This is a genomic window from Rhizobium sp. N324 (assembly GCF_001664485.1).
In the GTDB taxonomy this organism is placed as follows: Bacteria; Pseudomonadota; Alphaproteobacteria; order Rhizobiales; family Rhizobiaceae; genus Rhizobium.
Window position 1 is genome coordinate 3,320,536 of record NZ_CP013630.1, and the last position, 26,507, is coordinate 3,347,042.

The 26,507-nt window shown below is 62.9% G+C and carries 26 protein-coding genes; 17 read left to right on the plus strand and 9 right to left on the minus strand.

What is annotated here, in order from left to right:
* Positions 1-2: 2 nt before the first annotated feature.
* Positions 3-581 carry a ubiquinol-cytochrome c reductase iron-sulfur subunit gene (petA, locus tag AMK05_RS15985; RefSeq protein ID WP_082935677.1) on the minus strand — a complete coding sequence of 193 codons (579 nt, stop codon included), beginning with the start codon at positions 579-581 and terminating at the stop codon, positions 3-5.
* A 285-nt stretch (positions 582-866) separates the two neighbouring features.
* On the opposite strand from petA, the gene AMK05_RS15990 reads away from it, so the two are divergent.
* Complete coding sequence (locus tag AMK05_RS15990; protein WP_064840003.1) at positions 867-1,799, plus strand: endonuclease/exonuclease/phosphatase family protein; 933 nt, start codon at positions 867-869, stop codon at positions 1,797-1,799.
* Here AMK05_RS15990 and AMK05_RS15995 read toward each other — a convergent pair.
* Positions 1,755-3,668, minus strand: a complete 1,914-nt coding sequence (locus AMK05_RS15995) for an ABC transporter ATP-binding protein (RefSeq protein WP_064840006.1) — start codon at positions 3,666-3,668, stop codon at positions 1,755-1,757. The two genes, AMK05_RS15990 and AMK05_RS15995, sit on opposite strands and share 45 nt — an antisense overlap.
* A gap of 162 nt (positions 3,669-3,830) precedes the next feature.
* Here AMK05_RS15995 and AMK05_RS16000 point away from each other — a divergent pair, with 162 nt between their 5' ends.
* Positions 3,831-4,061, plus strand: coding sequence for a hypothetical protein (locus tag AMK05_RS16000; RefSeq protein ID WP_064840008.1), 231 nt, complete (start codon positions 3,831-3,833; stop codon positions 4,059-4,061).
* Positions 4,062-4,169: 108 nt separating this feature from the next.
* On the opposite strand, the gene AMK05_RS16005 is transcribed toward AMK05_RS16000, so the two are convergent.
* A complete protein-coding gene (locus tag AMK05_RS16005) occupies positions 4,170-6,026 on the minus strand; it encodes an ABC transporter ATP-binding protein (protein ID WP_064840010.1) in 1,857 nt (618 codons plus the stop codon).
* Positions 6,027-6,409: 383 nt separating this feature from the next.
* On the opposite strand from AMK05_RS16005, the gene AMK05_RS16010 reads away from it, so the two are divergent.
* Complete coding sequence (locus AMK05_RS16010; protein ID WP_064840012.1) at positions 6,410-6,871, plus strand: tRNA (cytidine(34)-2'-O)-methyltransferase; 462 nt, start codon at positions 6,410-6,412, stop codon at positions 6,869-6,871.
* A 213-nt stretch (positions 6,872-7,084) separates the two neighbouring features.
* Positions 7,085-8,731, plus strand: a complete 1,647-nt coding sequence (locus AMK05_RS16015; RefSeq protein ID WP_064840013.1) for a Na/Pi cotransporter family protein — start codon at positions 7,085-7,087, stop codon at positions 8,729-8,731.
* Positions 8,732-8,734: 3 nt separating this feature from the next.
* On the opposite strand, the gene AMK05_RS16020 is transcribed toward AMK05_RS16015, so the two are convergent.
* Positions 8,735-8,995: a hypothetical protein gene (locus AMK05_RS16020; protein WP_003565536.1), complete on the minus strand. Its 261-nt coding sequence runs from the start codon at positions 8,993-8,995 to the stop codon at positions 8,735-8,737.
* A gap of 180 nt (positions 8,996-9,175) precedes the next feature.
* Here AMK05_RS16020 and hemF point away from each other — a divergent pair, with 180 nt between their 5' ends.
* From hemF to AMK05_RS16035, 3 genes are all read left to right on the plus strand, one after another.
* A complete protein-coding gene (gene hemF / locus AMK05_RS16025) occupies positions 9,176-10,087 on the plus strand; it encodes an oxygen-dependent coproporphyrinogen oxidase (protein ID WP_064840015.1) in 912 nt (303 codons plus the stop codon).
* Between the two features lie 103 nt (positions 10,088-10,190).
* Positions 10,191-10,460 (plus strand): hypothetical protein, encoded by a 270-nt coding sequence (locus AMK05_RS16030; RefSeq protein WP_064840017.1) that lies wholly within the window; start codon positions 10,191-10,193, stop codon positions 10,458-10,460.
* Between the two features lie 115 nt (positions 10,461-10,575).
* A complete protein-coding gene (locus AMK05_RS16035) occupies positions 10,576-10,761 on the plus strand; it encodes a DUF1059 domain-containing protein (protein WP_003565542.1) in 186 nt (61 codons plus the stop codon).
* On the opposite strand, the gene AMK05_RS16040 is transcribed toward AMK05_RS16035, so the two are convergent.
* Genes AMK05_RS16040 through AMK05_RS16050 form a run of 3 tightly spaced genes read right to left on the minus strand, consistent with a single transcriptional unit; the run spans position 10,762 to position 13,282 of the window.
* Complete coding sequence (locus AMK05_RS16040; protein WP_064840019.1) at positions 10,762-12,015, minus strand: CCA tRNA nucleotidyltransferase; 1,254 nt, start codon at positions 12,013-12,015, stop codon at positions 10,762-10,764.
* Positions 12,012-12,662: a CoA pyrophosphatase gene (locus tag AMK05_RS16045; protein ID WP_064840021.1), complete on the minus strand. Its 651-nt coding sequence runs from the start codon at positions 12,660-12,662 to the stop codon at positions 12,012-12,014. The genes AMK05_RS16040 and AMK05_RS16045 overlap by 4 nt, the downstream gene beginning before the upstream one ends.
* Positions 12,659-13,282 carry a DUF1285 domain-containing protein gene (locus AMK05_RS16050; protein WP_064840023.1) on the minus strand — a complete coding sequence of 208 codons (624 nt, stop codon included), beginning with the start codon at positions 13,280-13,282 and terminating at the stop codon, positions 12,659-12,661. Before AMK05_RS16050 ends, AMK05_RS16045 begins: the two co-directional genes overlap by 4 nt.
* A gap of 158 nt (positions 13,283-13,440) precedes the next feature.
* Between AMK05_RS16050 and AMK05_RS16055 the strand changes: the two genes are divergently transcribed.
* From AMK05_RS16055 to AMK05_RS16075, 5 genes are read left to right on the plus strand one after another with little or no spacing between them, the layout of a single operon-like run.
* Positions 13,441-14,451, plus strand: coding sequence for an AAA family ATPase (locus AMK05_RS16055; protein ID WP_003593035.1), 1,011 nt, complete (start codon positions 13,441-13,443; stop codon positions 14,449-14,451).
* A gap of 13 nt (positions 14,452-14,464) precedes the next feature.
* The gene (locus tag AMK05_RS16060; protein WP_064840025.1) at positions 14,465-15,385 is read left to right on the plus strand and encodes a DUF58 domain-containing protein; all 921 of its coding nucleotides are present in this window, start codon (positions 14,465-14,467) and stop codon (positions 15,383-15,385) included.
* Positions 15,382-18,195 carry a DUF4159 domain-containing protein gene (locus AMK05_RS16065; protein ID WP_064840027.1) on the plus strand — a complete coding sequence of 938 codons (2,814 nt, stop codon included), beginning with the start codon at positions 15,382-15,384 and terminating at the stop codon, positions 18,193-18,195. The genes AMK05_RS16060 and AMK05_RS16065 overlap by 4 nt, the downstream gene beginning before the upstream one ends.
* Position 18,196: 1 nt before the next feature.
* Complete coding sequence (locus AMK05_RS16070) at positions 18,197-20,266, plus strand: hypothetical protein (protein WP_064840029.1); 2,070 nt, start codon at positions 18,197-18,199, stop codon at positions 20,264-20,266.
* 4 nt (positions 20,267-20,270) lie between these two features.
* Complete coding sequence (locus AMK05_RS16075; RefSeq protein ID WP_064840032.1) at positions 20,271-20,687, plus strand: GNAT family N-acetyltransferase; 417 nt, start codon at positions 20,271-20,273, stop codon at positions 20,685-20,687.
* Here the strand turns inward: AMK05_RS16075 and AMK05_RS16080 are convergent, their stop codons facing one another.
* On the minus strand, positions 20,688-21,251 hold the full coding sequence (locus AMK05_RS16080) for a GNAT family N-acetyltransferase (RefSeq protein WP_082935720.1): 564 nt from the start codon (positions 21,249-21,251) through the stop codon (positions 20,688-20,690).
* Positions 21,252-21,478: 227 nt separating this feature from the next.
* On the opposite strand from AMK05_RS16080, the gene AMK05_RS16085 reads away from it, so the two are divergent.
* Positions 21,479-22,465, plus strand: coding sequence for a glutathione S-transferase family protein (locus AMK05_RS16085; RefSeq protein WP_064841405.1), 987 nt, complete (start codon positions 21,479-21,481; stop codon positions 22,463-22,465).
* A gap of 117 nt (positions 22,466-22,582) precedes the next feature.
* On the opposite strand, the gene AMK05_RS16090 is transcribed toward AMK05_RS16085, so the two are convergent.
* Positions 22,583-23,062: an NUDIX domain-containing protein gene (locus tag AMK05_RS16090; RefSeq protein ID WP_064840034.1), complete on the minus strand. Its 480-nt coding sequence runs from the start codon at positions 23,060-23,062 to the stop codon at positions 22,583-22,585.
* Positions 23,063-23,132: 70 nt separating this feature from the next.
* Between AMK05_RS16090 and AMK05_RS16095 the strand changes: the two genes are divergently transcribed.
* From AMK05_RS16095 to AMK05_RS16110, 4 genes are all read left to right on the plus strand, one after another.
* Complete coding sequence (locus tag AMK05_RS16095) at positions 23,133-24,041, plus strand: metallophosphoesterase family protein (protein WP_064840036.1); 909 nt, start codon at positions 23,133-23,135, stop codon at positions 24,039-24,041.
* Positions 24,042-24,201: 160 nt separating this feature from the next.
* The gene (locus tag AMK05_RS16100) at positions 24,202-24,762 is read left to right on the plus strand and encodes a tetratricopeptide repeat protein (protein ID WP_064840038.1); all 561 of its coding nucleotides are present in this window, start codon (positions 24,202-24,204) and stop codon (positions 24,760-24,762) included.
* A 190-nt stretch (positions 24,763-24,952) separates the two neighbouring features.
* Entirely contained in the window at positions 24,953-25,462 is a 510-nt protein-coding gene (locus AMK05_RS16105; protein WP_064840040.1) for an RNA polymerase sigma factor, read from the plus strand.
* A 1-nt stretch (position 25,463) separates the two neighbouring features.
* On the plus strand, positions 25,464-26,306 hold the full coding sequence (locus AMK05_RS16110) for an anti-sigma factor family protein (protein WP_064840042.1): 843 nt from the start codon (positions 25,464-25,466) through the stop codon (positions 26,304-26,306).
* Positions 26,307-26,507 lie beyond the last annotated feature (201 nt).

Below are 26,507 nucleotides of genomic sequence, written 5' to 3' on the forward strand. Positions count from 1 at the left end.
CCTCAACCGATCTTGATCTTGGTATCGGATATAAATGAAAAGGTCGGGATCGCCAGGTTCTGCGGCGCAGGACCCTTACGGATGCGGCCGGCCGTATCGTAGACCGAGCCATGGCAGGGACAGAACCAACCATTATATTCGCCGGCCTGGCCGAGCGGCACGCAGCCGAGATGGGTGCAGGTGCCGATCATGACGATCCAGTTTTCCTTGTCCTTGCCGCCTGAACGGTCGACACCGGTTGCCTGAGCCTCGGGCGGCAGGTTGGCATTGCGGGCGACCGGATCCTTGAGATCGGCCAGCGGAACATCGGCGGCGGCCTTCACTTCTTCGGGCGTGCGGTTGCGAATGAAGATCGGCTTGCCGCGCCACTTCACCGTCAGCGACATGCCGGGCTCGAGGCTCGCGACATCGACTTCGATGGAGGCCAGTGCCAGCGTCGACGCATCCGGTCGCATCTGGTCGACGAACGGCCAGGCAACCGCGACGGCGCCGACAGCGCCCGCCATACCAGTGGTGAGATAAAGGAAATCACGGCGAGTAGGCTCTGTCGAAGCCTCGCTTGTCGTTACGTGTTCGCTCACGGCCTAACCATCCTCTGCGCAATTATTGCGGAATTCCGCCCTGCCCCCTCTGCCGGCGAATCGATCTGGACACAATTCGGCCATAGATTCCCCGGCAATCCGGCGCGTTCTAAGCTTGATCGCAAATTATGTCCAGCCTTGGCAAGGGGATGAGGGCACAATGTCGCGGGAATTTCCGATGAATTTTTTAGGGCAAACACGAGCTTGCTCTTATGTTGCATTGCAACAAAAATGCCGCCGTGATAGGCGCAGTCGCAGCCATGCCAGCGAGCCGGACCGGAACGGATGAGAGACACGATTTTTTGCGTATTCAGCGTTCTCACGACCCTCGTCCTCGCCATTGTCTCGCTGCGGTATGTCACCGATTTCTATCTGCTTTCCTTCTTTTACAGCTTCCAGGTCCATCTGGCGGCGGCCGCGGCAGCCGCCTCCGTCGCCGCCCTTCTCGTCAAGCGCCACTGGTACGCGGTGGTGACGCTCTGCGTATCCGTGGTTCTTGCCGCCCACGGCGTCGTGATGATGCGCGAATTCGTCGAGCCGGCGGTCGAAGAGAGCCGCCCTGCCCTTTTCAAGCTGATGTCCTTCAATATCGAGAATGACAATTTCGCCAACGGCGCCGATATAGCCGACATGGTGATCGCCTCGGGCGCCGACGTCGTCAGTATCCTGGAGGCCGAGCCGCTGCTGTCGCAACTGCCGCGGCTCTTGAAGACCTACCCCTACTACATCGGCTGCGGCGCCGGCATGCAGGAATGCGATACGCTGGTGCTGTCGAAGCGCCCTCTCATCGAACCCCGCATCCGCAATCTCGGGCTGCTCTGGCGCAACCGCCTGACGATCTCGGCGATCGATTTCGACGGGCAGAAGGTCAATTTCCTCGCCGCGCACCTGACCAAGCCCTATTACGACGAATTCCACGGCCTGGAAATCGAGGATCTCGCCGAGATTATTCCGTCCCTGCCTGGGCCGCTCGTCCTTGCCGGTGATTTCAACACGTCGATTTTGGCGCCCGACGTGCAGTATCTCATGCGCAGCCAAGGCTTGGGCACGGTTTCGCTGGAGCCGGCGACATGGCCGATCGCGGCAGGCGCCTTCGGCATCCCGATCGATCACATCTTCAGCCGGGCGCCCCTGCGGCTGAAATCGGTACGCCGCATCGAGAACAGCTTCGGTTCAAATCATTTTGGCCTCATGGCGGAATTCGCCATCGACCCTTGAGCCCGCATCCTCGTCCGTCGCCAGGAAGCCGCCGGACTGGCGCGCCCAGAGCTCGGCATAGAGCCCGCCGCGGCGAAGCAGCTGCTCATGGCTGCCCTCCTCGATGATGTGGCCGAGATCGACGACGATCAGCCGGTCGAGTGCCGCGATCGTCGACAGCCGATGGGCGATCGCAAGCACCGTCTTGCCTTCCATGATCCGATGGAGATTGGACTGGATCGCTTCCTCTACCTCCGAATCGAGCGCCGACGTCGCTTCGTCGAGAACGAGGATCGGGGCGTCCTTCAGCATCACTCGGGCAATGGCAATGCGCTGCCGCTGGCCGCCCGACAGTTTGACACCGCGTTCGCCGACATGCGCATCGAAGCCTCTGCGCCCCTGCTGATCCTGCAGACGCTCGATGAAGTCGATGGCTTCGGCACGCCGGGCCGCCTCGACCAACCGCTCCTCGCCGGCATCTGGCCGTCCGAACAGGATATTGTCGCGCACCGAACGATGCAGCAGCGAGGTGTCCTGGCTGACAACGCCGATCTGCATTCTGAGCGATTCCTGCGTCACGGCTGCAATATCCTGGCCATCGATGAGAATGCGGCCGTCCTGAATGTCGTAGAGGCGCAGCAGCAGGTTCATCAGCGTCGATTTGCCCGCGCCCGAACGGCCGACGATCCCGACCTTTTCGCCGGGATGGATTGTCAGGGAGAAATTCTCTACGACCGGCAGGTGACCCTTGCCGTAGCGGAAGGAAACATTGTCGAAACGAATGCCGGGCTGCCGGATCACTAGGCTCTTCGCATCCGGCCGATCGACGAGCCCCAGCGGTTGAGAGATCAGCTCGGCGGCGTTCTGGATGGTGCCGAGATTGCGCATGATGCCGTTGAACTGCGTCATCAGCCGCCCGAGCAGAAAATTCAGCCTGAGCACCAGCGCCAGCGAGAAGGCCACGGCTCCGGAGCTCACCATGCCGCGCAGCCAGAGATCGACGCTCAGCCCCGCCATCGTCACGATCATCAGGCCGGAGAGAAGCGCCATCGAAGCCCTGACGCCGGTGATGAACCGCGTGAAGCGCAGCACCGTATCCTGAAAGATATCGAAGCCCTGCCGCATGTAGCGGTCGCTTTCCTCGTCGCGGGCAAACAGCTTCAGCGTCTGCATGTTGCTGTAGGAATCGACCATTCGGCCGTTCAGCATCGATCCGGCCTCCGCCGTTTCGCGGGAATGATGGCGGATCCTCGGAACGAAGTGGCGGGCAAGCAGGCCGAAGGCGCCAAGCCAGAACAGCACGACGGCGGCAAGGGAAAAGTCCAGCCGGGCGACGAGCACGAGCGTCGTCACCGCATAAATGCCGACGAACCAGACGCTTTCCATCAGCGAGGTGACGAGATCCCCGGTGGCCTGCCCGGCCGACCAGACCTTGGTAACGATGCGTCCGGAGAAATCGCTCTGGAAGAACGATAAAGACTGCCGGGAGACATGGAGATAGGATTGCCAACGTGCTAGATTATAGAAACCCGGCGTGATCACCTGCTGATCGACGAGCGCGATCAGGAAGGCGACGACGAAACGCACGAGCCCGATGAGCGCGAGCATGCCGAACAGCTCGCCGCCATGGGCTGCCAGAAGACCGCTCCAACCGGCGCCGGGCGTGATACTGCCTAGGATATCGACCAGTCGACCGACGAACCAGAAAAGCGCCGCCTCGATTGCCGCCGATGTCCCGCCGAGAATAAGCATGGCGATGAACGGCATCCTCGCCTGGCCGATATAGAACCAGACAAACCCGAGCGTCGAGCCCGGCGGCTGAAGATTGGCGCGCGGACGGAACGGATCGATCCAGGTTTCGAACAGGCGAAGGATGGGGCGCAGGAACATGGAAGCGATATAGGCGGATTGGAAGGAGCGGCAAAGGGAATGAAAAGCGGACTCAACCTTATATTTTGGTAATGATCGATAACATCGGCGGCATCGCCATTGATTCCGCCCGAACCCGTGACAATCTGACGATACGATCGCGCTTCACCGGAGAGAAGGTCCATGGAAACGAAAATGCTCGTTGCGCATATTCCGCTTCCGCTCGCGGAAAGGCTCGATGCCCTGGCTCTCGACCTGGAATTGCCGCGCGACGAAGTCGTCACCGAGGCCGTTACCGCCTGGCTCGACCAGGAGGAGCACCGCCGCATCGCCGCGCTGCGCACGCTGGCCGCTGCCAACACCATCATCCTCGTCGAACATGACCGCGTCATCGACTGGGCTGACAGTCTGTGAATAAATAGGCGCGGCCTGCCAGCAGTCCTCAGCACCGCTGGCAGGCACAATGTAAAGCCAGGATAGGAATTAAAGGCCCTCCCCGCCTCCCGCCGGGAGGGCCTTTTATCATTCCGCCGCCTCTTCCGCTTCCTCGGCGTGATCGGAGAGGAAACCGCCGGACTGGCGGTTCCAGAGGTCGGCGTAGATGCCGCCGCTCTCGATCAGTTCGCCGTGCGAGCCGGCCTCGATGATCCGGCCCTTGTCGAGCACGATCAGCCGGTCCATCTCCGTCAGCGTCGACAGCCGGTGGGCGATCGCGATCACCGTCTTGCCCTCCATCAGGGCGAAGAGGTTTTCCTGGATCGCCGCCTCGACTTCCGAATCGAGCGCCGAGGTCGCCTCGTCGAGCACCAGGATCGGCGCGTCCTTCAGGAAGACGCGGGCGATCGCGATGCGCTGCCGCTGGCCGCCGGACAGTTTGACGCCGCGTTCGCCGACCTGCGCGTCGAGCCCCTGGCGGCCCTGCATGTCGACGAGCCCTTCGACGAACTCCCAGGCATTCGCACGCTTGGCAGCCTCGATGATCTCGGCATCCGAGGCGTCGGGACGGCCATAGGCGATGTTGTCGCGGATCGAGCGATGCAGCAGCGAGGTGTCCTGCGTCACCACGCCGATCAGCGAACGCAGGCTTTCCTGCGAGACGCCGGCGATGTCCTGCCCGTCGATGGTGATGCGGCCGCCCTCCAGATCGTAGAAGCGCAGCAGCAGGTTCATCAGCGTCGTCTTGCCGGCGCCGGAGCGCCCGACGAGACCGACCTTCTCGCCGGCCTTGATGTCGAGCGACAGGTTGTCGATCACACCCTTGCTCTTGCCGTAATGGAAGCGGATGCGGTCGTAGTGGATGGCGCCCTTCTTCGCCGTCATCGGAGGGGCGTCCGGCTTGTCGACGATGTCGTGCTGTTTGCTCATCATCTCCATGCCGTCATAGACCGTGCCGATATTCTCGAACAGCGCCGAGACTTCCCACATGATCCATTGCGACATGCCGTTGACGCGCATGGCGAGACCGATGGCGATGGCGATCGCGCCGACCGAGATCGCCCCGTTCAGCCAGAACCAGATCGACATGCCCGAGACGATGAAGAGCGCGATGCAGTTGTTCAGGTAGACGCTGATGTGGAAGAGCGTCACCTTGCGCATCTGCTTGTGCACGGTCTGCAGGAACTCGTCCATGCCTTCCCTGGCATAAACCTCCTCGCGGCCGGCATGCGAAAACAGCTTGACGGTGGCGATATTCGTATAGCTGTCGACCACGCGCCCCGTCATCATCGAGCGCGCATCCGCCTGGGCCGCCGCGATCTTGCGAAGCCGCGGCACGAAATAGCTGACGATGCCGATATAGACGGCGAGCCAGACGAGGATCGGTATCATCAGCCGCCAATCGGCAGCCGCGATGACGATGATCATCGTCAGGAAGTAGGTCACGACGTAGACGAAGACATCGAGGATCTTCATCACCGTCTCGCGCACCGCCAGCGAGGTCTGCATCACCTTGGTCGCTACACGCCCGGCAAACTCGTTGGCGAAGAACGTCATGCTGTGGCGCAGCAGGAAGCGATGCATCTGCCAGCGCGCGCTCATCGGATAATTGCCGAGCAGCATCTGGTGCATGATGAGGGAATCGAGGCCGGCCGTCAGCGGCAGGCCGATCAGCACCAGCGCCGCCATCCAGAACAGCTTGTGGCCTTCCGTCTCAAGGAAGGTGGCACGATCGGCATTGGTCAGCCAGTCGACGATATCGCCGAGGAACTGGAAGAGCGCCACTTCGCCGACGGCGATCAGCGCCGTCAGCACGGCCATCAGGCCGAGCCAGGGCGCGGCCGGTTTGCTGTAGTGCCAGCAAAAGGCAAACAGACCCTTCGGCGGAGCGACGGGCTCCTCGCTCGGAAAGGGATTGAGTCGCTGTTCGAACCAGCCAAACATGAAATTGCTCCGAAACGTCAGCGTTTCGGCTCCCGGCTTCGCGCCATCCCGGCGCTATGCATGCACATATGGGAACCGAACGTTCAAGGGGCGAGGCTGAAGCAGCCGCACAATGGATCAAAAGGAAGTCAGGGAAGAAATGCGCCCTAGCGGCGGCGTGTCGCCCTAATCGGCATCACGGCGGGAAAGCGCATATCGAGCAAAATATTCATGACGGCCCTCCCTGCTGGCGATTGAAGATGTGCATGGATAACGCGAAAATCGCGAAATTTCCAGCCCTATAATGGCGTAATTTGAACGTTTCCGAGCCAAAACGCGCCCTGTTGCAGCGACATGGCCGTTGCTTTAGGTCTCAACCATCCCAACGAAATAAGCGGCGTGTGATGACGGACCTCAGATTGGCACTCTATCAGCCGGATATAGCAGGCAATACCGGTACGATCCTGCGTCTTGCCGCCTGCCTGGGCTTCGCCGTCGATCTGATCGAACCGGCCGGCTTCGACGTTTCAGATCGCAACCTGAAACGCTCAGGCATGGATTATATCGCCGCGGCTGCACTGACCCGCCACGTCAATTGGGACCGCTTCGAGGCGTGGCGCGCCACGACCGGCCGCCGCCTGATCCTCGCCTCGACCAAGGCGGCAGACCGTTACACCGATTTTGCCTTCCGCCCCGACGACATCCTGCTTTTCGGCCGCGAAAGCGCCGGCGTGCCGGATCAGGTGCATGAGAAGGCGGATGCCCGCATCCTGATCCCGATGGTCGAGGGCCAGCGTTCGATCAACGTCGCCGTCTCGGCCGCGATGATCGTCGGCGAAGCGATGCGCCAGACAGCCTGGGCTTGACCGTCTGAGGTTGGCCTGCACCGGCGTCGGCGAAATGGCCGATCAGCTCCGAACCCTGTCGGAAAATGACATTGTCAATCTGACAAATCAGTCTATATTTATTAGCCGAGCAAACAAAAATACTGCGACAGCCTCCACAATTTCAACAGTTTGGAAGGCTATATCAAGACCGGCGCCTCTGCACACAGATGAAAGAAGAATAAAAACAAGAAAATGGATTCCACAATCATCATGATCAACCTGTTCGGCGCCGTGGCCTTGCTGCTGTTCGGCCTCGCGCAGGTGAAGGACGGCGTGTCCAGGGCCTTCGGCGCACGGCTGAGAACAGGGCTGGCCACCGGCACGCGCGGCGGTTTCCGTTCCTTTCTGTCGGGATTGGTGGCGACCATCGCGCTGCAGAGTTCGACGGCAACCGCCCTGATGACCGCATCCTTCGTCGAACGTGACCTGATCAAGCCGCGCATGGCGCAGATCGTCCTGCTCGGCGCCAATGTCGGCACCGCGATCACCGCCTGGATCGTCGCCACCGGCATCGAATGGCTCTCTCCCTTGCTGATCCTGGCCGGCATCGTGCTTTACCGTGGCCGCTCCAGCGCCCGCCAGGGCGGCGGCGCGGCGCTGATCGGCATCGGTCTGATGCTGCTGTCGCTGCATCTGCTCAGCCTCGCGACGGAACCGATGCGCGCCTCGCCGGCGCTCGCCGCCTTTATCGGCCTGCTGGACGGCGCGCTGCCCGTGGCGCTGCTCTTTTCGGCAGCCCTTGCCTTCCTCTCCTCGTCGAGCCTGGCAGTCGTGGTGCTTATCCTGTCGCTCGCCTCGGCGGGCCTGGTCTCGGCTGAACTCGTCATCGTGCTCGTGCTCGGCGCCAATCTCGGCGGCGCCATCCCGCCTGTCATCGCGACGTTGTCCGGCCCGGTTTCGGCGCGGCGCGTCACGCTCGGCAATCTCGCAGTGCGCGCGCTCGGCTGCTTCATTGCCCTGCCGCTGGCGGGCTATGGCGCCGAACTCATCCAGATGCTGCCCTTCGGCCCGGCCAAGCTGCCGGTCGACGCGCATCTCGCCTTCAATCTTCTGCTGGCAGCGCTTGCCTGGCCATTCTCCCGATCGCTAGCCACCCTGATGGCCCGGCTGGTGCCGGATCAGGCCGAGCCTGACAACGCGCCGAAATATCTCGACGCGCAGGAGCTTTCGACACCCGTCATCGCGCTCACCAGCGCCACCCGCGAAGTGCTCGGCGTCGGCGACCTCATCGAGCGCATGCTGGTCCGGGTCTCGGAAGCCTTCGAGCAGAATGATGCCGGCAAACTTGCCGAAATCCCGGCTCTCGAAGAGCGCGTCGACCGGTTGCAGCAGGCGGTGAAGGTCTATCTCTCGAAGCTCGGCCGTGAGGGTCTCAGCGACGAAAATGCCCGCCGCTCGATCGTCGTCATCGATTACGCGATCAATCTCGAACATATGGGCGACATCATCGAGAAAGGCTTGCGGGAAGAGGTGGCGAAGAAGATCTCGCTCGGCCTGAGATTTTCCGACGACGGCCATCAGGAACTGCGCAAGCTGTTCGATCTGACGATCGACAATCTGCGTGTCGCCCAGACGATCTTCGTCACCCGCGATTTCAATCTCGCGCGGCAGATGATGGAGGTAAAGGTCGAGGTGCGCCGGATGGAGAAGCAGTCGGCCGAGCGCCATCTGGAACGCCTGCGCGACGGCCGCGCCGACAGCCTGCAGACGAGTTCGCTGCATCTCGACATGCTGCGCGACCTGAAGCGCATCAACGCCCACATCGTCTCGGTGGCGCATCCGATCATGGATGAGAGCGGCCTGCTGATCGAAAGCCGCGTGCGACCCGCGGCGGAGTGACCGTCAATCGGCCGAAGGCAGGCGCCGCATCGTGAATTCGATCTGATCGCCGTCGAGCTGGCGCCAGCTTTCCACCTCTGTCCAGTAGGCCGCCTTCGGATATTCGTCGAACCATTCGCGCGCTTTGGCGCGTGCGTCGAGGAGGCCGAGGCAATATGTCTCACGCACGAAATGGTCTTTCCGGCGGGAGGACGTTTCCGCCCGATGTCTTGCTATCCTGCGCTTCAGGCCGTCGAAGGACGGAGGTCCTGGAACTTTTTTCATCAAACCTACCTCTTCGGAAAAGGTAGTATCGAAATACTTGATTTGCGAGTCGAATATTGGAAACGCCGGGCAGCCATGCCCTTGGCTTGGCGAGATGCAGCGCCACCTGCTAGACGTGGCCGGCAACGAGGAATGAGCGAGTCGCACCCCTTAACGGATGCCGCCCGCTGGAGGCGTGACATGGAAAGACCGGAACTGCCGATCGGCTTGCCTGAGGATATCGAAGAGAAGAAGGCCACCGCCCGCGCCTGGTTCGAAGGGCTGCGCGATACGATCTGCGCCTCCTTCGAAGCCCTCGAAGACGCGTTGGAAGGCCCGCTGTCCGATCAGGAGCCCGGCCGCTTCACCGCCAAGGACTGGTCGCGCGAAAACGGCGCCGGCGGTGGTGGCCGCATGTCGATGATGGAAGGCCGGGTCTTCGAGAAGGTCGGCGTCCACACCTCCACCGTTTATGGCGAATTCTCCCCGGACTTTCGCGCCCAGATACCCGGCGCCAAGGACGATCCGCGTTTCTGGGCCTCCGGCATTTCGCTGATCGCCCATCCCGTGAACCCCAACGTCCCCGCCGTGCATATGAACACCCGCATGGTGGTTACCACCAGCCGCTGGTTCGGCGGTGGCGCCGACCTGACGCCGGTGCTGTCGCGCCGCCGCACCCAGGAGGACGAGGACAGCCAGCTGTTCCACAAGGCGATGGAGATCGCCTGCCGCAATCATGCCGTCGCCGATTACGATGCCTACAAAGCCTGGTGCGACGAATATTTCTTCCTGAAGCACCGCGACGAGGCCCGCGGCATCGGCGGCATCTTCTATGACTGGCTGCATTCGAGCGAGGAGGCCGGCGGTTGGGACGCCGATTTCGCCTTCACCCGCGATGTCGGCCGGGCCTTTGCCATGATCTATCCGAAGATTGTCCGCTCCAACTTCAATAAGCTGTGGACAGAGGCCGACCGTGACGAACAATTGATCCGCCGGGGCCGCTACGTCGAATTCAATCTGCTGTATGATCGTGGCACGATCTTCGGCCTGAAGACCGGCGGCAATGTTGAATCCATTCTTTCGTCCTTGCCTCCCGTCGTCCGCTGGCCATGAGACTGTGATAACTCGTCGATAAATTCGAGTTGATAGACCTTCACGAAAATTAAGCGCGTCCTAACTTTATATGTATGTGCGTAACAATCGGAGGAGGATTGTCATGACGATACAAAGTGGTTCGCCTGCGTCCACGGATGTCCAGGAAACATCCCGTACGATCGACACATCCGAGTTTCTGACGCGCATCGCCGAGAAACTGCGGGCCAAGAGCGGCTCGGATCTGCCGCTGTCCTGCTTCATCGAGCAGGTTAAGCTGCAGCTGGCCGGCGGAAAGTCGCCGGAACAACTGCAGAACGAAGCAGCGGCCGCCAACAGCAACATGCCCGGCCAACTTTCGGATACCTACAAAGCCTGGGCGATGCCCGACTGACACGGCCTTTACTGGCCGGCATCTCGATGCCGGCCGGAACCTTCCCTTCCCCCCGCACATTCATAAATCGCGTCAAATCGCGATCGTCCTTGTGTTTCGAACAGAGGAGAAGACCATGCGACTTTTCGAATGCGGCACTCTCGTTCCGGGCTGCGCCTGGCATACACGGGCGGATAGCGACGCCGAGGTGGTCCGCCGCGCCGTCGAGCACCTCAAAAACGCTCACGGCGAAACCACGATCCGCGAGAACATGGTGGATAATATCAAGGCTCGCATCCGCGACGAGGTCAACGCAGCCTGATTATTGCACCCGTTCCTGCAGCCGGGCGAGCAGTGCCGCCCGGTCGGAAATGAAGTTTTCCTCCACCCACTGGTTTTCCAGGCCGGCAAGCAACTCGCCGACGCGCGGGCCGGAGGCTATCCCCGCAGACATCACATCGCCGCCGTTTAGCGGAAATTGCGGCTTCTTCCAGTTCGCGGCCTGATCCAGAAGCTTTGTAAGCCGCGCCGACCGCGCCATTTCGTCGAAATCCGCTTCAGCCTTGCCACGCGCCACGCCGAGCGCCAGCTTCAGCCGCGTCGTGATGCCCTCGGCCCCATTGCGGTAAAGCAGCCGTTCGAAGGCGGCTGACGACATGTCGTCATTGACAGGTGCCGCCATCGCCCAGGCCTTGAGAGTGGCCGCTTCTGCATTCGCAAGCTTCAGCCGGGCTGCCAGCGCCTCCAGCCGCGCCGCATCGGGCGGCACGATCGCCGCCAGCCGCAGCAGCGGATCGGGCCTCCAGCCGAGCGCCTTTTCGGTTGAAATCAGCGAAGGGATCGCATCGATCCCCCATTTTTCCGATTCCGGCAGGATTTCCGTCAGCACCGCAACCTGCCGCATCCAGAGCAACGCCCGGCCGGGATCGCCAGCGCTCAAGAGCTTCCGCAGTTCCGACCAGACACGTTCCGCCGACAGCGCCTTCAGCTTCGAGCGCGCCGCCGAACAGGCCTTCAGCCCCTCGGCATCCGGGCGCCCGGAGCCGTAATAGGCAAAGAAGCGGAAGAAGCGCAGGATGCGCAGATGATCTTCGGCGATGCGCTTTGCCGCGTCACCGATGAAGCGGATGTTGCGCTTCTCGATATCGGCAAGCCCGCCGACCAGATCCACCACCTCGCCCTTGGCATCGGCATAAAGCGCGTTGATCGTCAGATCCCGCCGTTCGGCATCGGCCTTCCAATCGGTGCTGAAGGCGACCTTGGCGTGGCGCCCGTCGGTCTCGACGTCGGTGCGAAGCGTCGTCACCTCGAAGGGCTTGCCGTCGATGACGAGCGTCACCGTGCCGTGCTGCAGGCCTGTCGGTACCGTCTTGATGCCGGCGGCGGCCGCCCGTTCCATGACGATCTCCGGCGTCAGCGTCGCGGCGATGTCGATATCGCTGACCGGCAGACCCATCAGGCTGTTGCGCACCGCGCCGCCGACCACCCGCCCTTCCCCGCCATCGGTATTGAGAAGCGCAAGAATCCGGCCGAGTGCCGGGTCGCGGAACCATGCTTGGTCGGCAAGACCGGTCATGCATAAAGCCTTTCGTAAAGCGTGCGGACGATGCCGGCGGTGATGCCCCAGATCATTCTGGTTTCATAGGGCACACGGTAGAAATGCCGGTCGATGCCGTCGATGACACGCCTGTCGCGGGCATGGTTGGCAGGGTTCATCAGGAAGGACAGCGGCACCTCGAACACGTCAGCCACCTCGGCTGGGTTCGGGGTGAGCGCAAAGCCCGGCGAAACGACGCCGAGTACCGGCGTGATCCGGAAGCCGGTCGAGGCAAGATAATTCGGCAGCCGCCCAACGGTCTCGACGAAGGAACCGGCAAGGCCGATCTCTTCTTCCGTCTCGCGGATCGCCGCCATCTCAGGTGAGATATCGGATGGATCGATCGAGCCGCCGGGAAAGGCGATCTGCCCGGAATGCTTGCGCAGCGTCGCCGTGCGCTTGGTGAAGATCACATGCGCCTCCTCGCCGCCGTCGACGACGGGCACGAGCACGGCGGCGTCGCGCAACTTGAAGGTCTCGACCTCGGCGACGATATCGGGATTGAGGATGTGGTCGCCGTGATCGCGCCAGGCATGGTCGACCGGCCCGCCATTCTGGTTGAGCGCGCGGCGGCGGAATTCGGCGGCTGAGAACAGCGGATAACGGTGGGCGATCGCATCATTCATCGGCAAAGAGCATCCAGTTCGTCGGCCGGCATCACCGGGAAGACCTCGCCGGCGGAGCGGATCGCAAACATCCCCCGCCCCTCCACGTCGAGGATCTCGCCGAGCGCGACCAGTTCATACATCACTGCACGCGACACCAGCGCCTCCAGCCGCCCGCGCACATGCAGATAGGGTTTCAGTTCGGCATTGCCGTCCGCAATCGCAAAGCGCAGCCGATGCTCTCGTCCCGCCTCCACGACATCGCCGACATTGGTCCGAAATGTCAGCGTCTGTTTACCCTGCCCCGCCGCCACACTCATCTCCACGGCAATGAACGGCGCGTCGGCGACCCTGATGCCGACCTTTTCCACAGGAGTTACAAGATAGGTTTTCTCGTCGTCGTCCTTGCGCAAAACCGTCGAAAACAGCCGCACCAGCGCCGGCCGGCCGATCGGCGTGCCCATATAGAACCAGGTGCCGTCGGCCTTGATCTCCATATCGATATCGCCGCAGAAAGGCGGATTCCACCGCTCGACCGGCGGTAAACCGCGTTTTTTTCCGCCGCTTTCGTCGGACGCGCGCGAAATCATGGCGGCAAGTCCCGCCGCATCCGCCTGTCCGCTGATTTCCTCGGCTGCCATTCTTCCGTCCCGGTTTGTCCTTAACGAAGTGAAGTCACGAGATAGTCATTCGCAACGAACTTGTCAGCCCGTCGCATCTCCATAACTCTATCGAGTATGAGGCAGATGTATAAGTCCGCCGATTCGCTGCCGAATGATTTCAGCCGTTGGAGATGCCCGTGGGTATGATGAAGACCGAAGCCAGCCTCGATGAAAAGGCGATCGTCGCCGCTGCCGAAAAGGCGCTCTCCGATATCGCCGCCATCCGCGGAGAAGTCTCGAAGGTGATCTTCGGTCAGGAAAGCGTCGTCGAGAACACCATTCTCGCCGTGCTGTCAGGTGGTCATGCTCTGCTCGTCGGCGTCCCCGGCCTTGCCAAGACCAGACTGGTGACGACGCTCGGCGAAGTGCTCGGCCTCGCCGCCAACCGCATCCAGTTCACGCCGGACCTGATGCCCTCGGATATTCTCGGCTCCGAGGTGATGGACCAGGACGACAGTGGACGCCGCTCTTTCCGTTTCGTCAAGGGCCCTGTCTTCGCTCAGCTGCTGATGGCCGACGAGATCAACCGTGCCTCGCCACGGACCCAGTCGGCGCTTCTGCAGGCCATGCAGGAATATCACATCACCATCGCCGGCCAGCGCTATGACCTGCCGGCGCCCTTCCATGTGCTCGCCACCCAGAACCCGCTCGAGCAGGAAGGCACCTATCCCCTGCCCGAAGCTCAGCTCGACCGCTTCCTGCTGCAGGTCGACGTCAACTATCCCGAGCTCGCTGCCGAACGCCAGATTCTGCTCGAAACGACCGGCTTGGGGGAAACCCGGCCGGCAGCCGTCATCGACGCACAGCGGCTGATCGAAATCCAGACCCTGGTGCGTCAGATGCCGGTGAGCGATACGGTAGTCGACGCCATCCTGGCGCTGGTGCGCTCCGCCCGCCCCGGGCAAGGCAATGCCTCGACCGACAAGAACGTCGCCTGGGGCCCCGGTCCCCGCGCCGGCCAGGCGATGATGCTCTGCGCGCGTGCGCGGGCGCTCTACGAAGGCCGTCTGGCGCCGTCGCTCGACGATATCTTCGCGCTTGCCGAACCCATTCTCCAGCACCGCATGGCGCTGACATTCGCCGCCCGCGCCGAAGGCATGTCGGTGCGCGACGTCATCGCCGGACTGGTCAAGCAGGCAAAGGGATAAGGAAGCCGGACGCGTGGCATCTATCGGACAGATCGTCAATCCGACGTCAGGCAGCGATGCCCTTTCCCGCGCCAGGCAGCGGGCCGCCCTGGTGCCCGACTGCCTGGTGGAAGCCAAGCGCATCGCCAACACGGTGATCGCCGGCTGGCATGGCCGCCGCAAACGCGGCATCGGCGAGAATTTCTGGCAGTTCCGTCCCTATGCCGAGGGCGAAAGCCTGTCGCGCATCGATTGGCGCCGCTCCGCCCGCGACGACCATACCTATGTGCGCGAGCGCGAATGGGAGGCGGCCCACACGATCTGGCTCTGGTGCGACATGTCGCCCTCGATGATGTACAAGTCGAGCTATGGCAGCGTCTCCAAGGAAAGCCGCGCGCTGGTCGTCATGCTGGCGCTGGCCGAAATCCTCGCCCGTTCCGGCGAGCGCATCGGCTGCCCGGGCATCATGGAGCCCGCCTCGAGCCGCAATGCCGCCGAGCGCCTTGCGGCCGCGCTCATGCACACGCCGCTGACCGGCGGCCTGCCGGAAACGGGAATGATCCGCGGCTGGAGCGACCTCGTCCTCATCGGCGATTTCCTCGATGACGCGCCGGCGATCATGGAACGCCTCGGCCCGCTCGCCCGCCGCGGCCTGCGCGGCCACGTGGTCGAAATATCGGATCCCGCCGAGGAAATATTCCCCTATAGCGGCCGCACCGAATTCACCGATCCGGAGAGCGGCGCCAGGCTTATCGCCGGCCGCGCCGAACACATCCGCGAGGCCTATCGCAACGCCTACCTCGCCCGCAGGGAAAGCCTCGGCCAATCGCTGCGTCACCTCGGCTGGACCTTTGCGACGCACCGCACCGATCATCTCGCCTCGGAGGCGCTGGTCGCGGTGCACATGTACCTGTCCGGCATGCCGGCCAAGGCAACGCATGGAGGGCAGCTGTGAACGCTCTCCCCTTCGCTTTCGCCTATCCTGCCATCCTCGGCGCCCTTGTCGCCTTGCCGGTCATCTGGTGGCTGCTCAGGCTGACGCCGCCACGCCCGAAGACCGAGGTCTTCCCGCCGCTGAAGATTCTCGCCTCCGTCTTGAAGCGCGAGGAGACCCCGGCTCAGAGCCCGTGGTGGCTGACGCTGCTACGCATGCTGCTCGCCGCCACCGTCATTCTTGCGATCGCCGATCCAGTCTTCAATCCGCGCACCAGTTCGCTCGCCTCAGGCGGCCCGCTCGTCCTCTTCGTCGACAACAGCTGGGCGGCAGCGCCCGACTGGGAGCGCCGCATCCAGACGGCCGACGCGTTGATAGACGACGCCGAATCCGCCGGCACGCCGGTGTCGATCGCCTTCACCGCCGATCCGACCAACGACGCCGTTCCAGGTACCGCCGCTGCCGCCCGCGACAAGCTGCGCGCCGCCGAGCCGCGGCCGCTGGTGCCGGACCGCGAGCGCGCCTTCCAGGCGCTGCGCGCCGCGCTGGACGGCACCAAGCCCGGCACCCTCGCCTTTCTGACCGACGGCGCCGCCGCCAAACCGGACGACGCGACGGTGCAAAGGCTGGCGGAACTCCAGCCCGCCGATCTCCGCCTGATCGAGGGTGATGCCGCCCGCACGGTCGCCATCACCGCGGCCAACAATGCGGCTGACGCCATGACCGTCAAGGTCACTCGGCTCAACAGTTCGCGTGCCGCATCCGTGGCGCTGAACGCCGTCGATACCCAGGGCCGCTCGATCGCCAACGGCAGGGTGGATTTCCGCCCCGGCCAGAGCGTTGCCACGAGTTCGATCACCGCGCCCTTCGAGATGCGCAACGATTTCGCTCGCGTCAGTGTCGATAACGGCGCAACGGCCGGCGCCGTCCATCTTCTCGACGACGCATTCAAGCGCCGCCGAGTCGTCCTGCTGTCGGGTGAAGGCGGGGATGAGTTTCAGCCGCTGCTCTCGCCGCTCTATTATATCCAGCGGGCGCTGCAGCCCTATGCGGATCTGATCCAGCCCAGCGATTCCGATCTTTCGGTCGCCATACCGAAACTTCTCGCCAGCAATCCCTCCATCATCATCATGGCCGATATCGGCCGTCTGCCTGAGGACACCTACGGACCGCTGACACGCTGGATATCGAATGGCGGCATGCTGTTGCGTTTCGCCGGCCCGCGCATGGCCGCAGCCCCTGCGGACGATCCGCTGATCCCGGTTATCCTGCGCCAGGGAGAACGGGCGCTGGGCGGCACATTGTCCTGGAGCGAGCCGCAGTCGCTGGCTGAATTTCCAAGTTTCGGGCCTTTCGCCGGCATAGCGCGTCCCGCTGATGTCGTCATCAAACGGCAGGTGCTGGCCGAACCGACGCCTGATCTGGCCGAACGCACCTGGGCGAGCCTGGCTGACGGCACGCCGCTCGTGACCATGAAGCAGCTCGCATCCGGGCAGATCGTCCTGTTCCACGTCACGGCGGAAGCGACCTGGTCCGACCTGCCGATCTCGGGCACTTTCGTCGACATGCTGCGTCACCTCCTGCAGATATCGCGTTCCGGCGGCGTGACATCGGAGGCGCGCGGCAATGCACGTGTCTCCGAAACCCTGCCGCCATTCCGCATGCTGACGGCCAAAGGCACGCTCGTCTCCGAGACGGGGTCGGCGCGGCCCCTCATTCCACAGGCCGGAGCCGAACCGACGGCGAATTTCGACAACCCACCCGGGCTCTACGGTTCGGAAGACGGTTTCACCTCCCTGAACGTACTGCCTGAGGACGCCGAACTGACGCCGCTTGCCACAGCGGGAACCAATGCCGTGCGCGAAGGCTTGATCGGCGGCGAAAGCTGGTCGGCAAAGCCCGCGCTTTTTCTCGCGGCCTTTCTCCTGCTGCTGGCCGATAGCCTGGTCGTCCTTTTCATGAACGGCGCGTTCTCGCGATTGCGCCCGGCTGCCCGCGATGCGGCGATAGTCGCCATTGCTCTCGGTGCCGGCTTTTTCATGCAACCCGGCACGCTTCACGCCAACGACTCCCAGCCCGGCGACGACCTCATCCTGCAGAGGCTCGACAACACGCACCTCGCCTATGTCGTCACCGGGGAAAGGGAAGTGGACGACATATCCGAGCGCGGCCTCGAGGGCCTCACCCAGTTCCTGACATTTCGCACCACGCTGGAGCCGTCGCCGCCCGTCGGCATCGACCTCACCAAGGACGAACTCGCCTTTTATCCGATCATCTACTGGCCGGTTTCGGCAACGGCGCCGATGCCGTCGACGGCGGCGATCAGCCGGATCGACGCCTATATGCGCAATGGCGGCACCGTGCTTTTCGATACGCGCGATCAGATCAGCGCATTGGACAATGGCGGCAATGTCAGCGCCAACGGCCAGAGGCTGCAGGAAATCCTCGCCAATCTCGACATTCCGCCGCTGGAGCCCGTGCCATCGGACCACGTGCTGACGAAATCCTTCTATCTCCTGTCGAGCTTTCCCGGCCGTTACACCGGCAGCCCGCTTTGGATCGAGGCTCGGCAGGGCGGCCGTGAAGCGACCGAAAAATCGGCTGCGACGGCCGACGGCGTTTCGCCGATCCTGATCACCGGCAATGATTTCGCCGGCGCCTGGGCAGTCGACGACAATGGCGTGCCGATGCTGCCGACCGTGCCGTCCGATGAAGCCCAGCGCGAATATGCCTATCGTGCCGGCGTCAACATCATGATGTACATGCTGACCGGCAACTACAAGACCGACCAGGTCCATGTTCCCGACCTTCTCGAACGGTTAGGACAGTGAGATGACCTTCGACTTTTCGCCTTTCCTACCTTGGCCGGTTCTGGCCGCACTGGCCGCCGTCAGCGTCCTCATCGCCGCCTTCGCGATCTGGCGCGGCATTCGCGGCGCCTGGATCAGAACGCTGGCGGCACTGGCCATGCTGGCCGCCCTTGCCAATCCCGTGCTGCTGCAGGAGGACCGGGATCAATTATCGACGATCGTCCCGGTTCTGGTCGACCGAAGCCAGAGCCAGCAGACGCCCGATCGCGTCAAGATGACCGACGATGCGCTGGCGGCCTTGAAGGGGCAACTCGCCCGCTTCCCCCAGATAGAGCCCCGCTTCGTCGATGTCGAAGGCGACCCCAATTCCGACGTACCGTCCACGCGTCTGTTCGAAGCGCTGTCGGCCAACATCGCCGACGTCCCGCCGGCCCGCATCGGCGGCGCCATCATGCTGACCGATGGTGAAGTCCATGATGTTCCGGCCGCCAATCAGGCACTCGGTTTCGATGCGCCCATCCATGGCCTCATCACCGGCAAGGCCAACGAATTCGATCGCCGCATCGAAGTCATCAAGGGGCCGCGTTTCGGCATCGTCAATGAGGAGCAGCAGGTCGTTCTGCGCGTCTTCGACGACGGCCCGAGCCCCGGCGGCACTGCCAATGTCACGGTGAAGCTGAACGGAGACGAGATCGCCACGCTGCAGGCGACGCCCGGTCAGGACACGCCCTTCTCCTTCAAGGTGCCGGCCGGCGGCAGCAATGTGCTCGAGTTCTCCGTCGCCGCACTTCCGGGCGAGGTCACCACCGCCAACAACCGCGCCGTTCACGTCATCGATGGCATCCGCCAGAATCTCCGCGTCCTGCTCGTGTCCGGCGAGCCGCATGCCGGCGAGCGCGCCTGGCGCAACCTGCTGAAATCCGACGCCTCGGTCGATCTTGTCCATTTCACCATTCTGCGGCCGCCGGAAAAGCAGGATGGCACACCGATCAACGAGCTGTCGCTGATCGCCTTCCCGACGCGCGAACTCTTCGTCGATAAGATCAAGGATTTCGACCTGATCATCTTCGACCGCTACCAGCACCGCGGTGTGCTGCCGCTGCTCTATTACGATTACATCGCCCAATATGTCGACAATGGCGGCGCGCTGCTGATCGCCGCCGGTCCCGAGCATGCCGGCCCCGATTCCATCGCATTGACCCCGCTCTCCTCGGTGCTGCCGGCAACACCCACCGGAGAGATGATCGAGAAGGCTTTCTACCCGCGCCTTTCCGAAGAAGGCCGCAAACATCCCGTCACCCGCGGCCTGGACGGCTCCGGCGAGGATCCGCCGCATTGGGGCCGCTGGTTCCGCAGCGTCGATGTCGACCGGCCGCAGGGCGAGACGATCATGCTCGGCGCCGACAACCACCCGCTGCTGGTGCTGAACCGCGCCGGCCAGGGCCGGGTCGCCATGCTGCTTTCCGATCAGGGCTGGCTCTGGGCGCGCGGCTTCGAAGGCGGCGGCCCGAACGTTTCGCTCTATCGCCGCATCGCCCATTGGCTGATGAAGGAACCGGCGCTCGAGGAAGAAGCGCTGACGGCGCGCGCCTCCGGCCGGACGCTTGAAGTCACGCGCCAGACGATCGGCGACAATCCCGGCAACGCCACCGCGCGTTATCCCTCGGGCAAGACCGAAACCCTGCCGCTCACCCAGACCGAACCCGGACTCTACAAGGCCGAGAAAAGGATGGACGAGATCGGTCTCTTCGAAATTCACAACGGCAAGCTGTCGACGCTCGTCCATATCGGCGCCGTCGACGCGCCGGAGTTCAAGGCGATGATCTCGACGACCGATGTGCTGACGCCGGTCGCCGACAGAAGCAAGGGTCTCGTCACCCGCGTTGCCAACGAAAGCGGCAGGATCACCGTGCCGCCGATCCTGCCGGTGCGCGGCCAGGTCCGCGTCGCCGACAACGATCGCATGATGATCCGCATGACCAGCGAGACCGTTTTGAAGGGCATCAACACGCTGCCGCTCTTTGCCGGTTTCGCCGGCGTCGGCATCCTGTTGCTTGCCTTCGGAACCATGTGGTGGCGCGAGGGGCGGTAATTTAATGGCGGAATTCGAGTTGACCGCCTCACCTTCGCCGGAGGAACTGGCGGCGATCACCGATGCGCTCTCGGCCTTCAACGCCGGTGATGTCGGCCCCGCCGACCGCCGGTCGCTCGCCGTCCTGATCCGCGACACCGACGGCAAGGTCACCGGCGGCCTGTCTGGTTTTACCGCCTGGGGCTGGCTCTTCACGCAAATGCTCTATATTCCCGACACGCTGCGCGGCACCGGTCTCGCCGGCAAGATCCTCGCAAAGGCGGAAGAAGAGGCGAGAGCCCGCGGCTGCCACGGCGCGTGGATCGACACCTTCAGCCCACAGGCTCTCAGCGCCTATCGGCGTCAGGGTTATGAGATCTTTGGGGAACTCGAGCATTTTCCGCAGGGCCGCACACGCAGCTTTCTCCGGAAAATTCTCTGATCATCCGTGCCAGGCGATGATGCCCTTCAGCCGTTCGTGCACGCCCTCGGCGATCGGAACGACGAGCACGCGGCCGGGATCGACCGGTCCGGGGAAGGAAAGCGCGTTGTAGGCGACTCTCTCGAATCCGAGCGGGCCGTAATAGGGCGGATCGCCGACGAGGATCACGGCTTCCGAACCCTGGCGTCTTGCCGCCTCCACGGCGATCCGCACCAGTTCCCGGCCGATGCCCTGGTTCTTGTGGGAGGGCCGGACGGCGAGCGGACCGAGAAGATGGCCTTTCACCGTGCCGGCCAGCACCGGGGTCATGCGCACGGAGGCGATCGTTTCGCCATTGTCGGTGCAGATGAAGGAGAGCGACAGATCGTGCGGTCCCTGCTCGCGGATGCGAGCCGCCGCCCGCGTGAAGCGGCCCGGACCGAAAGCTTCTTCGTTGATATGTTCGATGGCGGCGTCATGAGACGCGTCTTCGGTGAGGTAGACGAGATCGTGCTTGTACATGATGACAGAAACCGGATGGACAGATTGATGGGTCTCGAACACGCCTTGGGCGTTCGGGAGCATCAGCGTCGTCGCGGGTTTCTGGAAATGAACATCAGGCAGGGATCCTAAAATCGTGAAAAGGCCGATAGCAGGAAAAATTTCCGCCGTCCAACGCAAAATGCACACGACGGCACTCGAAACCATGCAGTGCCGGAACGGCGCGACACACTGTTCAACCTTTACCGCCTGCAAAGCCCCGCTATCTCAGCTAAGTTCGATCCCGACACGCAACCAAAGGAATGAAGATCATGGGAATGCTGGTGGACGGCGTCTGGCACGATGTCTGGTACGACACGAAGGAGAGCAAGGGCCAGTTCAAGCGTCAGCCCTCGCAGTTCCGCAACTGGGTGACATCGGACGGTCAGGCCGGCCCTTCCGGCAGCGGCGGCTTCAAGGCCGAGGCCGGGCGTTACCATCTCTATGTCTCGCTTGCCTGCCCATGGGCTCACCGCACGCTGATCTTCCGCAAGCTGAAGAAGCTGGAGGATCTGATCTCGGTCTCCGTTGTCGACCCGCTGATGCTCGACAACGGCTGGGAATTCAAGGTCGGTGATGGCGCCACCGGCGACCAGCTCTTCGGCGTCGCCACCCTCTGGCAGATTTACGCGAAGGCCGATCCGCATTATTCAGGTCGCGTCACCGTTCCCGTCCTTTGGGACAAGAAAACCGGCACGATCGTCAGCAACGAATCCGCCGAGATCATCCGCATGTTCAACAGCGCCTTCGACGAGCTGACCGGCGCGAAGGCCGATTTTTATCCCGACGATCTCCGCGCCGAAATCGATGCGCTGAACGCCACCGTCTACGACACCGTCAACAACGGCGTCTACAAGGCGGGCTTTGCCACCACCCAGGAAGCCTATGAGGAAAATGTCGGGAGGCTGTTCGAAACGCTCGACATGCTCGACGAACGCTTGGGCAAGGGCCGCTATCTCCTCGGCAACCGGCTGACCGAAGCCGATTGGCGCCTGTTTACGACGCTGGTGCGCTTCGACGCCGTCTATGTCGGCCATTTCAAGTGCAACATCCGCCGGATCGCCGACTACCGCAACCTGCCTGGATATTTGCGCGACCTCTACCAGACCGCGGGCGTTTCCGAAACGGTGAACCTGAAGCACATCAAGGAACACTACTATCGCAGCCACAAGACCATCAATCCGACAGGCATCGTTCCCGTCGGTCCGGCGCTCGATCTCGACAGTCCGCATGGACGTGCGAAGCTTGCCGCTGCCTAATGCATGTCGCCCGGAAGTATGCAGCGGTTCCGGGGCAACGACATGCATCAAAACAAAGGATTAAAGCGCGTCGCATGAATGAGATTTGACGCGACGCGCGTTGAAAACTGCGCAGCCTCACCAGCGGTGGTCGGGCTCCTGCTCGCCCCGAAGCTCCGCAAGGCGGCGATACGTCGCCTCGGTCGTGCCCTCGGGCAGGCTGTCGAGGGAGAAGAAGCCGCTGTCGGAGATTTCCCAATCGGGCGGGCGCGGCGCCGTCTGCTCGACACTCGCCCGGTAGAACACGACATGGTCCCGCCGTGTGATCGTGGTGTTGAAATAGACCTGAACCAGCTGTGGGTTACCGATGATCCTGAGGTTGCCCTCCTCGCGCAGTTCCTTGGCCAGTGCCTCTCCGACCGTCTCGTTGCGCTCCAACCCGCCGCCCGGCATATGCCAGCCACCGACATAACTGTGGCGCACCAGGAAAATCCGCCCCTCCGCATCGAAGCAGGCGGCCCTGACGCCCATCGTCATGCCGCGGGCGAAGGAAAAATAGACATGCAGAAGGCGCAGGGCCATCCTGATATGAAGAGGCCGCTTTTCTTTATCCACCATCGCTCCGTTTCAGCCCTTCATCGCGCCGGATGTGTTTGATTTGTCAATAAGCTGGTCTATGTCTCGTAACATGTTCAAGCTCGCGCATATTTCCGACGTCCACCTTGGGCCGTTGCCCCGTCTTTCCATCCAGGAGCTGTTTTCAAAACGCATAACGGGCTTTGTGAACTGGCATCGAAATCGACGCAAGCACCTTTTCGGCGGCACGCTGGATCTGTTGCTCGACGACATCCGCGCCCATCAGGCAGATCATCTCGCGGTCACCGGCGACCTCGTCAATCTGGCGAGCGGGATTGAGATCCGCGCCGCCGCCGCTTGGCTGCGCGCGCTCGGCGATCCCGCCGACACCTCGGTCGTTCCCGGCAATCACGATGCCTATGTGCCCGGCGCCTACGAAAAGTCGATGCGCGCCTGGTACGAATATGTCCGCGGCGATCTCGCCCCGCCGCAATGGCAGGAGGATCGCCATATTTTTCCTTATCTGCGCATCCGCGGCAAAGTCGCGATCGTCGGCTGCTCGACGGCAGTCGCCACCCCTCCCTTTGCCGCCTCCGGCTTTTTCGGCGCGCGCCAGGCGCGCGATACCGTCAACATGCTGCGAGCAGCCGGCGAAGCCGGCCTCTTCCGGGTCGTCATGATCCATCATCCGCCGATCCGCGGCGCCACGACCTTCTACAAGCGGATGATCGGCATTCGCCGCTTCGCCGCGGTGATTTCGACCGGCGGCGCCGAACTTGTGCTGCACGGGCACACGCATCTGAACACGCTGCACTGGCTGCGCGGCCAGGTGCAGCCGGTGCCGGTCGTCGGCATCGCCTCGGCCTCGCAGGGACCGGGCAGCATCAAGCCGCCCGCCGCCTACAACCTCTTCTCCATCGACGGCTCTCCCGGCGCCTGGGAACTCAGCGGCGAGCGCTTCAGCGTTAACCGATCCGGCGATGCGGTGATGGCGGAAAGTGTTGATATTTTCGCGCGTTAGCGCCGGCTCCGGACTCCTTTCTTCCAGCACTTGAAGCGACCTGAGAGAAGGTTGGGCCATCGTTGCAACAATTGCCATGGCGGCGGCTTACCCTCTTGGTATTTTTAGCGGTAAGCGTACAATCCGGCCAACAGCATCGCCTCAGAACGGAGCCCCGCCAATGACGTTTTCTTTCCGTCACCTGTCCAGACTTTCGCTCGCCGCCGGCTTTGCCTTCGGCATTGCCACGGCCGCTTTCGCGGTCGGCGACAGCAACGATAACACCAATCCGCCGCCGAAGACCGAAACGACCAAGACCTGCACCGGCGGCAAGGTCTGGGACAAGGCCAAGAAGGAATGCGTCAATCCGAAGAAGAGCAGCTTCAACGACGACGATCTTTACAAGTTCGCCCGCGAGTTTGCCTATGCCGGCCAGTATGACAATGCCATCACCGTGCTCAATCTCGCCCGCAACCAGAACGACCCGCGCATCCTGAACTACCTCGGCTACGCCAACCGCAAGGCCGGCCGCATGGAGCTCGGCATGTCCTACTACCGCAAGGCGCTGCAGGCGGATGAGAACTACATCCTCGCCCGCTCCTATATGGGCATGGCGCTTGTGGAGCAGGGAGATATCCAGGGCGCCCGCGTCCAGCTCGTGGAAATCCGCGATCGCGGCGGCGAAGGCACATGGGCCTATCGTGCTCTGCTGCAAAGCTTGAATGGCTACAAGACATATTGACGCAAGTTTTGTGGTCTACAATACGAAAATCCCTAGAGAAAAGGGGATGAAGACGGCCGGATGCTTGCGAAGTGCAGGAGACTTGTTTCATAAAGCAAATGCATCATCGTCGGCCTCGATAAAGCCGGTTTCGCGCCCGACGGCGAACCCTTCGTCCGCGAAACCATTGTGAATGCTTCTTGGATAAACAATGCGTCAACCCGCAACGACCATCGATCTCCGGCGTGATCTCGTCGGCCTTCTGCCCCGCCTTCGCCGCTTCGCGATCACGCTCGCGGGTGAGGCTGCTCTGGCCGATGAACTCGTCCAGGCCGTCTGTCAGCGCGCCATCGCCAAGGGTCATCAATGGAGCGGTGAAGGCCGGCTGGAAAGCTGGATTTACACGCTTGCCCGCCAGCAATGGACCGACGACAGCCGCAAGCGCAAGCCCAAGGCCTCCCTCCGCGGCAACGTCACCGATATTCGCGAAGCCGCCCGCGAACGCTCGACGGCAGCCGATCCCGACGCCATCCATCACATGATCGCCGATATGCCGGACGGTCTTTCCAGCGTGTTCCTGCTCGTCGACATCGAAGGCCACAGCTATCAGCAGGCAGCCGACATCATGGGCACGCCGGTGGCAAATGTCGTCTCGCAGCTCGCGACCGCAAGGCTGCATTTTGCCGGGCTCGCCGGCACTCACCCGATCCACAGGTACTGAATTGCTCGATCTTAGGAAATTGCCACTCGAAGCCCAGCTCACCGCCCTTCTCGATGGCGAGGTCTCGCCCGAACAGCGCCACGAACTGGAGCAGCGTCTGGCAACCGACGAGAATGCACGCCGGCTGCACGAGAAACTTCGCCACGGCGCCGATTTCGGCCGCCGCCGCCTCGACGACATCCTGAAGGAGCCGGTGCCGCTCGCCCTCGTCCGCTCAATCAAGAGCACGCAGCCGCCGAAGACGCCGATCGCCCAGCGCGCCACGCGCCCGCAGGTGAAGCTGGCGCCGAGCGGCCCGCAGGCGCTGGCCGCCGCTCTCATCCTCTTCGCCGTCGGCTGCGGTATCGGCTATTTCGTCGGCACCAGCCCGGATGCCGACGAAATCGCCACCACGACTACCGCGACGGCGCCGGCCAATACCAGCGACTGGCTGGGCGACGTCACCGCCTATCAGCGCCTGCTGATCCGCCAACCCCGTCATCTCGTCGAAGTGCCCGCCTCGCAGGCCGAGGAAATCTCCAGCTGGCTCACGACCGCGATCGGCGTGCCCTTCCGCGTGCCCGATCTCAGCGCCGAATCCTGGACCTTCCAGGGCGCGCGCGTCATCCTCGGCGACAGCCGCCCTGTCGGCCAGCTCGTCTATTCCAATGCCGACGGCGACGTCATCTCCATCTGCTTCCGCAAGGACGCGCAGCCGCCGGAGACCGACGACTTCAAGGAAACCATCAAGGACGAGATCGGCCTGGTGACATGGCACAATGCCGGCACCTCCTATGTGCTTGCCGGCCCCTCCGCCGAAGCGGCGCTCGGCCAGCTCGCCATGAAGATCGCCACGGCGATTTGATGCCGGCTGTCGTCTTTGGAGCATGATTACCGCCAGCGCAGTTGAAGCGGCGCCGTTGCAAAATCGACCATCAGCATCAGCCTCGCCCGTCTTTCAGGCTCCTCCGAGGTCGAATTATTGGTGAGACGATAACGCTGCTACCCTCTTCCCCAGCGGGGGTCCGAAGGACGGGTTGAGACCCGTGGCTCAACCCCGGTCGGT

Coding starts and splice junctions, on each gene's coding strand:
- AMK05_RS16005 (WP_064840010.1), bottom strand. CDS start 6,026: ATGTTTGGCTGGTTCGAACAGCGACTCAATCCCTTTCCGAGCGAGGAG.
- AMK05_RS15995 (WP_064840006.1), bottom strand. CDS start 3,668: ATGTTCCTGCGCCCCATCCTTCGCCTGTTCGAAACCTGGATCGATCCG.
- AMK05_RS16010 (WP_064840012.1), top strand. CDS start 6,410: ATGACGGACCTCAGATTGGCACTCTATCAGCCGGATATAGCAGGCAAT.
- AMK05_RS16020 (WP_003565536.1), bottom strand. CDS start 8,995: ATGAAAAAAGTTCCAGGACCTCCGTCCTTCGACGGCCTGAAGCGCAGG.
- AMK05_RS16100 (WP_064840038.1), top strand. CDS start 24,202: ATGACGTTTTCTTTCCGTCACCTGTCCAGACTTTCGCTCGCCGCCGGC.
- hemF (WP_064840015.1), top strand. CDS start 9,176: ATGGAAAGACCGGAACTGCCGATCGGCTTGCCTGAGGATATCGAAGAG.
- AMK05_RS16000 (WP_064840008.1), top strand. CDS start 3,831: ATGGAAACGAAAATGCTCGTTGCGCATATTCCGCTTCCGCTCGCGGAA.
- AMK05_RS16075 (WP_064840032.1), top strand. CDS start 20,271: ATGGCGGAATTCGAGTTGACCGCCTCACCTTCGCCGGAGGAACTGGCG.
- AMK05_RS16045 (WP_064840021.1), bottom strand. CDS start 12,662: ATGAATGATGCGATCGCCCACCGTTATCCGCTGTTCTCAGCCGCCGAA.
- AMK05_RS15990 (WP_064840003.1), top strand. CDS start 867: ATGAGAGACACGATTTTTTGCGTATTCAGCGTTCTCACGACCCTCGTC.
- AMK05_RS16050 (WP_064840023.1), bottom strand. CDS start 13,282: ATGGCAGCCGAGGAAATCAGCGGACAGGCGGATGCGGCGGGACTTGCC.
- AMK05_RS16095 (WP_064840036.1), top strand. CDS start 23,133: ATGTTCAAGCTCGCGCATATTTCCGACGTCCACCTTGGGCCGTTGCCC.
- AMK05_RS16035 (WP_003565542.1), top strand. CDS start 10,576: ATGCGACTTTTCGAATGCGGCACTCTCGTTCCGGGCTGCGCCTGGCAT.
- AMK05_RS16090 (WP_064840034.1), bottom strand. CDS start 23,062: ATGGTGGATAAAGAAAAGCGGCCTCTTCATATCAGGATGGCCCTGCGC.
- AMK05_RS16105 (WP_064840040.1), top strand. CDS start 24,953: ATGCGTCAACCCGCAACGACCATCGATCTCCGGCGTGATCTCGTCGGC.
- AMK05_RS16015 (WP_064840013.1), top strand. CDS start 7,085: ATGGATTCCACAATCATCATGATCAACCTGTTCGGCGCCGTGGCCTTG.
- AMK05_RS16030 (WP_064840017.1), top strand. CDS start 10,191: ATGACGATACAAAGTGGTTCGCCTGCGTCCACGGATGTCCAGGAAACA.
- AMK05_RS16070 (WP_064840029.1), top strand. CDS start 18,197: ATGACCTTCGACTTTTCGCCTTTCCTACCTTGGCCGGTTCTGGCCGCA.
- AMK05_RS16040 (WP_064840019.1), bottom strand. CDS start 12,015: ATGACCGGTCTTGCCGACCAAGCATGGTTCCGCGACCCGGCACTCGGC.
- AMK05_RS16085 (WP_064841405.1), top strand. CDS start 21,479: ATGGGAATGCTGGTGGACGGCGTCTGGCACGATGTCTGGTACGACACG.
- AMK05_RS16080 (WP_082935720.1), bottom strand. CDS start 21,251: ATGCTCCCGAACGCCCAAGGCGTGTTCGAGACCCATCAATCTGTCCAT.